This is a genomic window from Ruegeria sp. CL3 (assembly GCF_056536505.1).
Map to the genome: position 1 here is coordinate 347,466 of NZ_JBQFPT010000001.1, position 12,732 is coordinate 360,197.

Annotated in this window: 10 protein-coding genes; 6 read left to right on the forward strand and 4 right to left on the reverse strand. The window is 59.2% G+C overall.

Annotated elements, in window-relative coordinates; genetic code table 11:
- Positions 1–681 (reverse strand): Crp/Fnr family transcriptional regulator, encoded by a 681-nt coding sequence (locus tag ACR0NO_RS01770; RefSeq protein WP_170373655.1) that lies wholly within the window; start codon positions 679–681, stop codon positions 1–3.
- A 198-nt stretch (positions 682–879) separates the two neighbouring features.
- Here ACR0NO_RS01770 and ACR0NO_RS01775 point away from each other — a divergent pair, with 198 nt between their 5' ends.
- The 3 genes from ACR0NO_RS01775 to cls all read left to right on the forward strand — a co-directional run bounded on the left by ACR0NO_RS01775 (position 880) and on the right by cls (position 4,975).
- A complete protein-coding gene (locus tag ACR0NO_RS01775) occupies positions 880–2,490 on the forward strand; it encodes an arylsulfatase (RefSeq protein WP_247748279.1) in 1,611 nt (536 codons plus the stop codon).
- A gap of 73 nt (positions 2,491–2,563) precedes the next feature.
- Positions 2,564–3,538: an HAD family hydrolase gene (locus ACR0NO_RS01780; RefSeq protein ID WP_480722768.1), complete on the forward strand. Its 975-nt coding sequence runs from the start codon at positions 2,564–2,566 to the stop codon at positions 3,536–3,538.
- Positions 3,539–3,562: 24 nt separating this feature from the next.
- A complete protein-coding gene (gene cls / locus ACR0NO_RS01785; protein ID WP_480722769.1) occupies positions 3,563–4,975 on the forward strand; it encodes a cardiolipin synthase in 1,413 nt (470 codons plus the stop codon).
- Here the strand turns inward: cls and ACR0NO_RS01790 are convergent.
- Positions 4,972–5,406 (reverse strand): potassium channel family protein, encoded by a 435-nt coding sequence (locus tag ACR0NO_RS01790; RefSeq protein WP_170373652.1) that lies wholly within the window; start codon positions 5,404–5,406, stop codon positions 4,972–4,974. The two genes, cls and ACR0NO_RS01790, sit on opposite strands and share 4 nt — an antisense overlap.
- 159 nt (positions 5,407–5,565) lie before the next feature.
- Here ACR0NO_RS01790 and ACR0NO_RS01795 point away from each other — a divergent pair, with 159 nt between their 5' ends.
- Genes ACR0NO_RS01795 through ACR0NO_RS01805 form a run of 3 tightly spaced genes read left to right on the forward strand, consistent with a single transcriptional unit; the run spans position 5,566 to position 9,645 of the window.
- Positions 5,566–6,213: an ABC transporter ATP-binding protein gene (locus tag ACR0NO_RS01795; protein ID WP_480722770.1), complete on the forward strand. Its 648-nt coding sequence runs from the start codon at positions 5,566–5,568 to the stop codon at positions 6,211–6,213.
- Positions 6,210–8,615: an FtsX-like permease family protein gene (locus ACR0NO_RS01800; protein WP_480722771.1), complete on the forward strand. Its 2,406-nt coding sequence runs from the start codon at positions 6,210–6,212 to the stop codon at positions 8,613–8,615. Before ACR0NO_RS01795 ends, ACR0NO_RS01800 begins: the two co-directional genes overlap by 4 nt.
- Entirely contained in the window at positions 8,605–9,645 is a 1,041-nt protein-coding gene (locus tag ACR0NO_RS01805) for a lipocalin-like domain-containing protein (protein ID WP_480670787.1), read from the forward strand. Before ACR0NO_RS01800 ends, ACR0NO_RS01805 begins: the two co-directional genes overlap by 11 nt.
- Position 9,646: 1 nt before the next feature.
- Here the strand turns inward: ACR0NO_RS01805 and ACR0NO_RS01810 are convergent, their stop codons facing one another.
- Positions 9,647–10,078, reverse strand: a complete 432-nt coding sequence (locus ACR0NO_RS01810; protein ID WP_170665170.1) for a universal stress protein — start codon at positions 10,076–10,078, stop codon at positions 9,647–9,649.
- On the reverse strand, positions 10,075–12,687 hold the full coding sequence (locus ACR0NO_RS01815; RefSeq protein ID WP_480722772.1) for a TRAP transporter permease: 2,613 nt from the start codon (positions 12,685–12,687) through the stop codon (positions 10,075–10,077). The genes ACR0NO_RS01810 and ACR0NO_RS01815 overlap by 4 nt, the downstream gene beginning before the upstream one ends.
- Between the last annotated feature and the right edge of the window lie 45 nt (positions 12,688–12,732).

Sequence of the window (12,732 nt, forward strand, 5' to 3'; positions counted from 1 at the left end):
TCAGCTCTGGCAATTGGCAATCAGTTTGCTGCGGTCGATCAGGCGCAGGCGCCCATAGCCAAGCTCGACCAGTCCCAGATCCACCAGACGATGCAGGTTGCGATGCAAGGTCGGCTGAGAAACCGCAACCATCGCGGCCAGCTCCTCTTGCGATACAATGATCCATCCGTCGGCTTTCGCGGCCCCCTCGTCCAAATGCAACAGGCGTAGAACAAGGCGTTTCTCGGTGCCGGTGACGGCCAGATTGGCCATGATGCGCAGAGAGGTTTTCATGTTCTCACGCGTCAATGCGTAGAAATCGCGGATGTATTCCGGGTTGTCTTGGACTAGCCTCTCGACCCGTGAGGTGGGAAAGAACAAGGCTCGGGTTTTTTGGGTTGCCATCACACTGATCAGGCGTCGCGCTTCGGCAAACAGGGCCAAATCGCCAACCCAAAACCCGCGTCCATCGCGATGAACGACAAATTCCTGCCCGTCATCGGCCGGGGCGGTGATCTGAACAGCGCCGCTGAGAACCGCGTGAATTCCATTTGCCTCATCGCCGTAGAGATAAAGCGTTTCCCCCGCATCAAAGGTTTTTCGCACGGCGCAGGTCATAAGATCGCTCTGAAATTTGTGGCCGCGCGCGCCGAACCAATCCGACTGGGTGAGCGTTCGGATATCCTCATCAACATCAAACATTAGTATCTTTCAAAGCGATCATATGATAGGTTTTCGATACGTTTCATAGCCTAATCTAGTTCTGTTCGATTCTTGGACCAATAGATAGTTTTTTGTCCGACAATCAACACCTTGCTCGCGGTCTTCTCCTTAAGTCGGCCGCTGCCATTAACGATAAAATTACCGGGCCATTAATTCCCGTTTACTGAGGAGTACTACATGTCACCTCCACGAATGATTGCTAACAATTGGCGCAGTGCAGTGCGCAGGGTCGCTGTTGCCACCGTAGCCGTTGCCCTTGCCCTGCCGGCTTGGGCGCAGGATCAAAAGCCCAATATTCTTGTGATATGGGGCGACGACATTGGTCAGTCGAATATCTCGGCCTACACGATGGGCCTGATGGGATATCAGACACCCAATATCGACCGCGTTGCCAAAGAAGGCATGATCTTCACCGACTATTACGGTGAGCAGTCCTGTACTGCGGGCCGGTCCTCCTACATCATGGGTCAGTCCGTGTTCCGGACCGGTTTGTCCAAGGTCGGCCTTCCCGGTGCTGATCTGGGAATGCAGGTCGAGGATCCGACCATTCCCGGCCTGCTTAAAGACCATGGCTATGTGACGGGTCAGTTCGGAAAGAACCACCTGGGTGACAAGGATGAGCACCTGCCGACAAACCACGGATTTGATGAGTTTTTTGGCAACCTTTACCACCTGAATGCCGAAGAAGAGCCGGAAAACGAAGACTATCCCGGTGATCGCGTGTTGGCCGATGGCCGCACCTTCCGCGAGGCGTACGGCCCGCGTGGCGTGATCAAATCCAAATCAGATGGCACGATCGAAGACACCGGCCCTCTGACCCGCAAGCGCATGGAAACCGTAGACGATGAGACCGTGGCCGCCGCCATCGATTTCATCACCCGAGCGCATGAGCAGGGTCAGCCCTTCTATGTCTGGTGGAACGGGACCCGAATGCACTTCCGGACCCACGTCAAGGACGAGATGCGCACCAAGGCCAACGAAATCTCGGGTCGCGTGGCCGACGAGTACACCGCAGGCATGATTGAACATGACATGCATGTCGGGCAACTGCTCGATTTGCTGGACGAACTTGGCATCGCCGACAACACGATTGTTCACTACTCCACCGACAACGGCCCACACATGAACACGTGGCCGGATGCCGCCGCAACGCCATTCTGGGGTGAGAAGAACACCAACTGGGAAGGCGGATGGCGTGTGCCCTCGATGGTGCGCTGGCCGGGCCAGATTGAGGCCGGTTCTGTCACCAACGAGATCGTCCACCATATGGACTGGCTGCCCACTTACCTTGCGGTTGCCGGCGATCCGGATATCAAGGAAAAGCTGAAAGCGGGCTATAGTTCGTCCGGTATGGGCCGTGACTACAAGGTGCATCTTGATGGCTACAACATCCTGCCCTTGCTGACCGGTGAGTCCACCGAAAGCCCCCGGAAAGAGATCTTCTACTTCTCGGATGATGGCGACCTGACGGCGCTTCGTTTTGAAGACTGGAAGCTGATCTTCCTAGAGCAGAAAGCATGGGCAACCCTGCGCGCCTGGATCGAACCCTGGACCGAGCTGCGCATCCCGTTGATCATCAACCTGCGCCGCGACCCGTATGAGCGCGCCTATCGGACCTCGAACACCTACTATGACTGGCTGTTGGATCGGGCCTATTTCCTGGTTCCCGCCCAGCAATATGTCGGTACGTTCCTGAGCACGTTTGAGGAATTCCCACCGCGCCAGAAAGCGGCAAGCTTCAACCTAGATCAGGTTATGGAGAAGCTGACAACGCCGACCAACAACTAATACCGGCGTTCAAATATACCGGGCCGCCCGTCATGGGGCGGCCCTTTTCCATTCCAAAACCACCGAGAATTTCATGAAACACGCTGTTCTTAGCGCCCTTTTGTCTGTTGCCCCCTTTGCGTCGCTGGCGGACCCCCTGCCCAGCTGGACGCAAAGTGACTCGAAAGCCGCGATTGTAGAGTTTGTCCAGGCCGTGACCGACCCTGACGGCCCGGATTATGTCACCCCTGCAGATCGGGTCGCGGTCTTTGACAATGATGGCACGCTTTGGGCGGAACAGCCCGTCTATTTCCAGTTCATCTTTGCGATGGACCGGCTGGCCGAGATGGCTGAGCAGGACCCAAGCATCCTGACCACTCCGACCTTGAAAGCCGCTGCAGAGGGTGATCTTGCGACCGTCCTGGAAGGGGGGCACGACGCGTTGATCGAGGTCGTCAACGCCTCGCATTCCGGCGTCAGCGTCGAGGCGTTTCAGGCGGCCGTAGAAGACTGGCTTGCCACAACACAGCACCCCGATACTGGTTTACCCTTTGATCAGATGACCTACCAACCAATGGTCGAGCTGCTGCGTTATCTGCGTGATGAGGGGTTCACGACGTACATTGTCTCGGGCGGCGGTCTTCATTTCATGCGGGTGTTTGCCGAACAGGCCTATGGTATCCCGCCTGAACAGGTTCTGGGCACCTATGGCACCACCAGCTATGCGCAGGTCGATGGCGTTCCGACCATCGTCAAAGAACCGGGTATCGCCTTTATCGACGACAAGGAGGGCAAGCCGATCAACATCGAACGCACGCTCGGCAAGCGCCCCATTCTGGCCGGGGGTAACTCGGACGGCGACTTCGCCATGATGGAGTGGACCACGGCCGGTGATGGTCCGCGTCTTGGGGTCCTTGTCCACCACACGGATGCGGAACGAGAATGGGCCTATGACCGCGAAAGCCCAATTGGGCGCTTGGTTGATGGGTTGGATAAAGGCCCCGACATGGGCTGGGTCATTGTGGATATGGCGCAGGACTGGTCTCGCATCTACACTGGCGCTAACTAACCTGCGCCGGAGGCCCTCAACCCTATGTGGACATTGCTTGTTTCTGCCCTCGTTTTTTGTCTCTACGTGACAGCAGGTGTGTTCTCGCTACGCGCGGCGCAAACCGCGCGTACCCCTCAGGGGGCAGTGGGCTGGGTGGTCTTCCTGATCTCCGCCCCCTTCTTTGCGGTACCGATGTATTTGTTTCTAGGCCACCACCGCTTTCGCGGCTACCGCATCGCGCGGCAGGAAAGCGAGCGCGTCGTCGAGGGCATCAAGACCTTTGCCGACTATTCGAAACCCGATCCCTCGACCATGACACTCAACCCGCGTCCGTTCGAGGTTCTGGCCCACCTGCCCGTCTCACGCGGGAATGGAGCCGAGTTGCTGGTCGATGGGCAGGCCACGTTTGATGCGATTTTCAAGGCCATTGATGCGGCTGAAAACTACATCCTGATCCAGTTCTATATCGTCCGGGATGACACGCTTGGGCAAGAGCTGCAGAAAAAGCTGATCGCCGCTGCCAAGCGCGGTGTGCATGTTCGGTTCATGACGGATGCTGTCGGCAGCTACGGCCTTCCGACAACGTATCTCGAAACGATGCGCGAGGCCGGGATAGATGTGGCCGACCCCAAAGAACAACGTGGCCCGAACTTCCGGTTTCAGCTGAACTATCGCAATCACCGCAAAACGGTGATCATTGATGGCGAAACCGGATTCATCGGCGGCCACAATGTAGGGGTCGAGTATCTGGGCCAAAGTGAGCGTTTTGGCCATTGGCGCGACACCCACTTGAAAATGACCGGCCACATCGTGCGGCAGCTACAGCTGATTTTCTGCGAAGACTGGCACTGGGCGCGCGATGAGGATCTGATTGACCACCTTGATTGGGCAGGAAGCGAGGCCGAGCAGGAAATGAATGCCCTTTTGGTGGCAACCGGGCCGGGAGATGACACCGAAACCGGCGCAATGCTGTTCTTTGCAGCCATCGCCGAGGCCAAGGAAAGGTTATGGATCGCCTCGCCCTATTTTGTGCCGGACATCGATATCATGACCGCCCTGCAGCACGCGGCCATGCGCGGGGTCGACGTTCGTATTCTGCTACCAGACGTGATCGACCACCGCCTGCCCTGGCTGGCCGCCTTCGCCTATTTCGATGAGATTCGAGACTGCGGCGTGCGCGTGTTCCGCTATACTGACGGGTTCATGCATCAAAAAGCGTTTGTGGTAGACGATGCTCTGGCTGCGGTTGGAACGACAAATCTGGACAACCGCTCATTCCGGCTGAATTTTGAGGCGATGGCGCTGTTCTTCGACCCACGCGCCGCGGAAGCCGTCAGTCAGATGCTGTCAGCCGATTTCGAGAACTGCTACGAGCTAACGCGATCAATGTCCCAGCAACCAGCCCATATCCGCTTTGGCGCCCCTCTGGCGCGGCTCTTTGCCCCTATTCTTTAAGAGAAAATTCGGTCCTGAAATACGCGCGTCATCATGGCAACCATGTAAGCGGTCGACAGGCCAAAGGCCAACAGCCCCGCCACGGAAGCGAAAGACCCGAAAATCCGAAGTGCCTCACCCAGAACAATGTCGCCGTAGCCCAGGGTCGTGAAGGTCACCAAGGAAAAGTAAATCGCGGTGTTCCAATCCGGCAGAACGTCGAGCAACACCCAGACGATCGCCCAAATCCAAACCTGAATGGTGTGGATCGCGACAATGAAAACGAGAGCCACCGCAATCGGCATCGCCGTGCCCATAAACACGCCTCTCTTTTCCAGATTGGTTTCCATCTTCATGATCACCACAGTACACCACGTCAAAAGCAGGATTTCGACCAGAAAACAAAGGCCCAGAAACGTGCTTCCCCAGACAATCTGATGTAGCAAGGTCATGTTTTTACGTCCTGAATCAAGCTGCGATAAGGTCGTCTCAGCATGACCTTTGCGGCCCGCAAGCACAAGGGCACAGGCCGATGTCACGTATCAAGACCCTGTCGGCACTGGACAGCGGATCAAACAGTTGCACATCTAGGACAAAAAGCGAGGCGGATCATGCTGTTGTCGATTGAACATGTTCACAAGACCTATCCCGGTGGACGGCCTGTGCTGCAGGATGTTTCGCTGTCGCTGGACCACGGCCAGACCCTGGCGCTGACCGGTGAAAGCGGCAGTGGCAAATCCACCTTGCTGAACCTCTCGGCCGCGCTGGATCATTTCGACGCCGGAGAGATCACGTTGGACGGTATTGCTCTGTCGGGTCTGGATGACTCCGGGCGCGCCGGGTTGCGGCGGAAACACGTCTCACTGGTGTTTCAGCAGTTCAACCTGATCCCATCGCTGACGGTCGCCCAGAACCTGTCCTTCCACGCGCGACTGGCCGGGTGTCACGACCCAGAGTGGGAGGCGCATCTGGCAGATCGCCTCGGCCTGAGCGATCTTCTGTCCCGCTTCCCCGAGCGTCTGTCCGGCGGTCAACAACAGCGCGTCGCCATTGGGCGCGCAATGGCCGTTAGGCCGAAGCTGCTACTTGCGGATGAGCCAACGGGCAATCTGGATGAAACCGCCAGCGCGGCCGTTCTGGATCTGATGCTGTCCCTCGTGGCTGAAACAGGTGCCGCGCTGCTGCTCGTGACACATTCGCAAGACATCGCAGGCCAACTGGATCGCAGAGTTCACCTAGCAGGCGGACGCATTCAATGACGGCAGCTATAATACAGGCGCTGTTATCTCATTGGCGAAGCCATTGGTTGCAGCTTGCAACGCTGCTGATTGGGATCGCGCTGGCAACAGGGCTTTGGTCGGCGGTTCAGGCGATCAATGCTGAGGCCCGCGCCAGCTACGCCCGTGCCAATGCGCAGCTTGCCTTGGGTCAATTTGATGAGCTGCGCGACCCTTCCGGGGTAATCCCTTTGGCCCGCTATGCCGACCTGCGCCGCGCTGGGTGGCAGGTCGCAGCGGTTCTCGAAGGGCCCTATCGCATCCACGGCCGAACGCTGCGCATGTTAGGCGTCGACATGGTCGCCTATCCGGCCCTACCTGCGATCACTGAGACTGAGGCAGAGACCGATCCCGCTGATATCCTGACGGCCCCGGGCCGCTTGCTGGCCTCTGCTGAGTTGGCCACCCTATTGCAAGCACAAGACGATCTGCCGCCGGTCTTGATCACGACCGAACTTCCACCCGACGTCATCTTGACCGACATTGGAGTCGCCGAAACCTTGCTGGACGCGCCCGGCCAGATCTCTCGCCTTGTGGTTCTACCGAACCAACCTCGCTCGGTCCCTCCACTGTCGGAAATCGCGCCCGAGTTGGAGCGGGTCAGCCCCGCCTCACAAGTCGATACTGCGCAGCTGACCGATAGTTTCCACCTGAACCTGACCGCGTTTGGAATGCTTGCCTTTGCCGTGGGCCTGTTCATCGTCAACGGCACAGTCGGTCTGGCCTTCGCGCAGCGTCGTGGCATGATCCGAACGCTGCGGGCACTCGGTGTCTCAATGCGGCGGCTGGTCTGGTTGATCTTGGCTGAACTTACCCTGCTGGCCCTGATCGGAGGCATCATCGGCCTGATCCTGGGCTTCTTCCTCGCCGGAGCGCTTTTACCAGATGTGGCCGCCACATTGCGCGGCCTCTACGGCGCACCTGTTACCGGGCAATTGACCCTCCAACCCACATGGGCGTTGGCCGGATTAGGAATGGCGCTCGGAGGCACTCTGATCGCCAGCGCACAAGCCCTTTGGCGCCTGTCACGCATGCCACTGTTGGCGGGCCCCGGACTGCAAGCCTGGCGCGGCAGCGGGCAAGGCCAACGGCTAGCGGCCTACTGCGGCTTGGCGCTGCTTGTCTTCGGGGGCCTCGCTTACACCACGGTCGGAGGCCTCCTCGGCGGTTTCGCACTATTGGCGGGCCTGTTGACGGGGGCGGCGTTGCTGTTGCCGCTCAGCCTGTCTGTTGCGTTAAGCCTCTGCGCCAGTCGTGCCCGCGGCCCGGTCGCGCAATGGGTCTGGGCCGACATGCGCGCGCAACTGCCTGGTCTGTCGCTCGCCCTGATGGCGCTGCTGCTGGCCTTGGCGGCGAATATCGGCGTGGGAACGATGGTCTCAAGCTTCCGCCTCACCTTTGTCGGTTGGTTGGATCAACGACTGACATCCGAGCTTTACCTGACGGCCGAAAGCGACCAACAGGGGCGTGAGATCGCCCAGTGGCTAGAGCCGCAAGTCACCGCAATCCTCCCCATCCGCAACGTGGAACTGGCGCATGAAACCGGGCCGTTGTTCCTGTATGGCGTGGTCGACGACCCGACCTACCGCCAGTATTGGCCATTGATCGCGCGCGCAGATGATAGTTGGGATCGGGTCATGTCGGGTGATGCGGTTTTGATAAACGAACAGCTTGCAAGACGCGCCGATCTTTGGCCCGGTGACGTGCTGCGCCTTGGCCCAAACCACCAATTGCCAGTCGCAGGGGTTTACTCGGACTATGGCAACCCGACTGGGCAAGCGATCGTTTCGATGGCGCAACTGGAACAAATCGCACCGGGACAAGAGGCGCGCCGGTTCGGCATTCGCCTCGGCCCAAACCGCGCAACCGAGTTGGCGCAAACCCTGCGCGAGCGGTTCGGTCTTGCGCCACAGGCCGTCGTCCAGCAGGCTGCGATGAAGGCGCAATCCCGCGCGATTTTCGAGAAGACCTTTGTGGTAACTTCGGCCCTCAATGTCCTGACGCTTGGGGTTGCCGGGTTTGCCATCCTCACCAGCCTCCTGACGCTCTGGACGCAGCGACTGCCCCAGATCGCTCCGGTTTGGGCGCTTGGACTAGACCGTGCGCAGTTGGCGCGGCTAGAGCTTTCGCGTAGCGCCATCCTGGCCGCGATGACGGCTTGCCTTGCGCTTCCGCTTGGGCTGATCCTTGCCTGGGTGCTGCTGGCCGTGATCAATGTTGAAGCCTTCGGTTGGCGGCTGCCGATGTTTGTCTTCCTATGGGACTGGCTGGTTCTCTTCCTGCTGACCCTAGTTGCCGCGCTGGCCGCGGCCGCCCTGCCCGCCCTGCGTCTGCTACGGCTGCCACCCGCCGACTTGCTGAGAGTATTTGCCAATGAACGCTAAGGCCCTCTTGATAGCCCTGCTGCTTCTACTCCCCTTTGGCGCGATGGCCCAAGGCTATGCCGGGCTTGGGGGTTCCGCAGAAGGGTTCGAAGTCCCTCAGCGCGGTTACACGTTCGAGTTCCCAGCAGATCATGGCCCTCATCCCGCGTATCGGATCGAGTGGTGGTACTTGACGGCCAACCTGAAGGGCGATGACGGGAAAGACTATGGCATTCAATGGACCTTGTTCCGATCAGCCCTGAAACCCTTTGAAACCGAAGGCTGGCAGAGCCCTCAGATTTGGATGGGCCATGCCGCAGTCACCACACCCGAACGCCACTTCTTTGCGGAACGCCTGTCGCGCGGTGGTGTTGGACAGGCCGGTGTCACGGCGCAACCGTTTGCGGCCTGGATCGACGAATGGCGGATGAGTGGTCCGGACTTCAATACTCTGTCCTTGACGGCCCATGGCGCGGATTTTGGCTATGACCTATCGCTGAGCGCGCAAGGGCCTTTGGTTTTTCATGGGGACGATGGCTATTCGGTAAAATCCGCGGACGGTCAGGCAAGCTACTACTATTCACAACCGTTCTACGCTGTGGAAGGCACGTTGCACCTGCCGGACCGGGACGTCACGGTCACCGGCCAGGCATGGTTGGATCGCGAGTGGTCCTCGCAGCCGCTGGCCGAGGATCAAAGCGGATGGGATTGGTTCTCGCTCAGCTTTGACACCGGCGAGAATCTAATGGCATTTCGCTTGCGCGGCGATCGACAGGACTATACGGCGGCCACTTGGATCAATGCGGATGGCAGCACGCGGGCGTTGCCCGACGGGTCCGCCTCCTTCACGCCGCTTGAAACCGCGCCGGTCGCCGGGCGCGACGTACCGATACGCTGGAACGTCGCACTGCCGGATTATGACTTGGATGTTGAGGTCGCAGCCTTGATCCCCGATGCGTGGATGGGAACACGATTTGAGTACTGGGAAGGCCCGGTCACCGTCTCAGGCAGCCACGCCGGGCGCGGCTATCTGGAGATGACCGGATACTGATCTACCGCACGACGTAGACTGAGACGTTTGCGTGCCGCACCACACGGGCGGCATTCGGCCCCAGAAGATAGTCTTTCAGGTCCGGCTTGTGCGCCCCGATTACGATCAAGTCCGACCCCGCGCTTTCCGCCGTTTTCAGGATCTCCTGATAGGCGGTCCCAGTGGCCACGACATGCCGGACAGAGGCATTGCGCTCAGCTCCCAAGGTCGCCACGCATAGCTCGGTCAACTCAGCCTGTGCCTGTTCCAACGCCTTCTCGTGGTGGTCGGCCTCGAAGAACCCCGAGACCCAGCTTTCACCATAGTCCGGCAGGACCGTCACCACATCTAGTTGTGCGCCGTCCATATTCGCCAGTGCGGCCGCTTTCTGCAATACAGGGCTGTCAAGATCACCATTGCTGATATCTACGGCGCAGAGAACCGATTGTGTCATGCCGCCACCTCTTCTTGTCTGGCGGCCCGGCCGCGTTGCAGGAAGGCGATCAAGCCCAACAAGAGCATCGCCGGGATATAGATCAGCTGTTTCGGAGGCTGGCCGGACGGCAGGCTGACAGAGCTCAGACGCACCGCGTCATCGCCGTAATAGTCGAAAATGCCCAACTCATCCGCGACAGGCGAACCGAACAGAGGCTCTTCGAGCTTGACCAGTCCGTCCTCTTCCAACAACAGCAGACCCATGGCGTCAACGCGCGCGGCACCGCCCTCTTCATCGCCGACAGTCACGACAACGGTAGTGTCCGTCATCTCGAGCGTGTCGAAGTCAGGACCGCTTACAACAACGCGGACCTCGGTGCCCGGAGGCGTTTCTCCGATGGTTTCCACGAAGGCGGCTGGCTCGACCGTGCTAAAGGGTGGCGATATCCGGTCCATGAAGAAGTCTGGCCGGAACAGGGCAAAAGCCACCGCGATCAGAGCAACGCTTTCGTAGATGCGGTTGTGAGTCAGGAAATAACCCATGGTACCCGCCGTGAAGACCAAAATCGCAATCGTAGCGAATATGGCGACGGTAATCCCTTCGACCCATGTCACGTCGATCAGCAGCAGGTCTGTGTTGAAGATAAACACAAACGGCAGCGCGACGGTGCGAAGGCTGTAGAAAAAGGCCGTGAAACCAGTACGGATCGCATCACCGCCGGACACGGCCGCAGCCGCAAAGCTCGCCAACCCGACCGGAGGCGTCACGTCCGCCATGATCCCGAAGTAGAACACGAACAGATGCACGGCGATCAGCGGCACGATCAGCCCGCTCTGCGCGCCCAGTTCAACAACCACACCCGCCATCAGAGAGCTGACGACGATGTAGTTCGCTGTGGTCGGCAGGCCCATACCGAGGATCAGGCTGAGGATACCAACCATCACAAGCATCAGGATCAGGTTGCCGCCCGACAGGAACTCGACCAGATCGGCCATCACCTGGCCCACACCGGTCAGCGTCACGGTGCCCACGATCACGCCCGCTGTGGCCGTGGCCAAGGCGATCCCGATCATGTTGCGCGCACCGTCGATCAGGCCCTGCCAGAGGTCGGCAACACCGTCGATGAAGCGGTTGTAGACCTCGCTCTCTCCCCGGAAGATCGCCTTGAGCGGTTTCTGCGTCAGCAGGATCACAAACAGCAGCGCCGTTGCCCAGAAGGCAGACAGCCCCGGCGATTTCTGCTCGATCATCAGGAAGTAGACGAGCACGATGATCGGCAGCAGATAGTGCAGACCCGCCTTGTAGATGTCGGCGATGACCGGCAGCTCAACCTCTTTGGCGTTGGGATCATCCGGCTCAAGGTCGGGGACCTGCGCAGCCAGATACAGCAGCGCCACATAGACCGCACAGACGATCAGGCTCAGCACCATGCCAGCGGCGGTTGGCACCATGCTGGTGACCGCTTCGACCGGGTATTGCGAGCCGTAGCACAGACCAGCAAAGACGATGAAGAAGGACAGCATCCCGACCACGGTCCGCGCGAGGTGAACCTCACGGTTGCCCAGTGTCGGCATGTTCCGCTTCACGGCTTCCAGATGCACGATGTAGACTAGCGCGATGTAAGAGATCGCCGCCGGCAGGAAGGCATGGGTGATGACCTCAACATAGGAAATACCCACATATTCCACCATCAGGAAGGCCGCGGCCCCCATGACGGGCGGCATGATCTGGCCGTTCACGGATGAGGCGACCTCGACCGAGCCCGCCTGCTCACTGGAGAAGCCGACGCGCTTCATCAGCGGAATGGTGAAAGTACCGGTGGTCACAACGTTGGCAATCGACGAGCCAGAGATCAGACCGGTCGCCGCAGACCCCACAACGGCCGCCTTGGCCGGGCCACCACGCAGGTGGCCGAGGGCGCCGAAGGCCATCTTGATAAAGTAATTCCCTGCCCCGGCCTTATCGAGCAATGCCCCGAATAGCACGAACAGGAAGACGAATTTCGTCGAGACTCCAAGCGCGATACCGAACACGCCCTCGGACGTTATCCACATGTGGCTCATGGCCTTTTTCAGGCTCGCGCCTTTCCAGCGGATCACCTCAGGCACCCATTCGGACGAGCCGAAGAAGACATAGGCTAAGAAGATCGTCGCAATAATCGCCATGGCCGGGCCTAGCGCACGACGCGCGGCCTCGAACAGTAGCAGCAACCCACCCAGCGCGACCCATTTATCGGTGTCGTCCGCCAGACCGCCCGCGTTCACGATCTTGTCGTAGAAGAAATAGCCGTAAAGCGCCACAAACGCGCCCAGCAGGCCCATGATCCAGTCCTGCACGGGGATATAGTTCCGAGGACTGGATTTCAGCGCCGGATAGGCCGCAAAAGCCAAGAACATCGCAAAGGCCAAGTGGATCTGGCGCGAGTTGTTGACCACGCTGCCGGGCAAAACGACGTTTGATACTGGAGAGGCCAAAACGACCTGAAACACTGACCAAAGCGCGGCGACAATCGCCAGAAATACCCCGACACTACCGACCGGGTTACGACCGCCGGCATCGGAGGAGGCTACAAGCTCCTGCAGCTCTTCTTCGGATAGCGGTCGGTTGGATTGCGTGTCGGAACTCATATAAATGTCTCCCCGTCATGTGGCCTTTTTGGCCTTATTTTTGCC

Excerpts from the sequence above, each read along its gene's own strand:
- ACR0NO_RS01770 (WP_170373655.1), bottom strand. The coding sequence starts at position 681 with ATGTTTGATGTTGATGAGGATATCCGAACGCTCACCCAGTCGGATTGG.
- ACR0NO_RS01775 (WP_247748279.1), top strand. The coding sequence starts at position 880 with ATGTCACCTCCACGAATGATTGCTAACAATTGGCGCAGTGCAGTGCGC.
- ACR0NO_RS01780 (WP_480722768.1), top strand. The coding sequence starts at position 2,564 with ATGAAACACGCTGTTCTTAGCGCCCTTTTGTCTGTTGCCCCCTTTGCG.
- cls (WP_480722769.1), top strand. The coding sequence starts at position 3,563 with ATGTGGACATTGCTTGTTTCTGCCCTCGTTTTTTGTCTCTACGTGACA.
- ACR0NO_RS01790 (WP_170373652.1), bottom strand. The coding sequence starts at position 5,406 with ATGACCTTGCTACATCAGATTGTCTGGGGAAGCACGTTTCTGGGCCTT.
- ACR0NO_RS01795 (WP_480722770.1), top strand. The coding sequence starts at position 5,566 with ATGCTGTTGTCGATTGAACATGTTCACAAGACCTATCCCGGTGGACGG.
- ACR0NO_RS01800 (WP_480722771.1), top strand. The coding sequence starts at position 6,210 with ATGACGGCAGCTATAATACAGGCGCTGTTATCTCATTGGCGAAGCCAT.
- ACR0NO_RS01805 (WP_480670787.1), top strand. The coding sequence starts at position 8,605 with ATGAACGCTAAGGCCCTCTTGATAGCCCTGCTGCTTCTACTCCCCTTT.
- ACR0NO_RS01810 (WP_170665170.1), bottom strand. The coding sequence starts at position 10,078 with ATGACACAATCGGTTCTCTGCGCCGTAGATATCAGCAATGGTGATCTT.
- ACR0NO_RS01815 (WP_480722772.1), bottom strand. The coding sequence starts at position 12,687 with ATGAGTTCCGACACGCAATCCAACCGACCGCTATCCGAAGAAGAGCTG.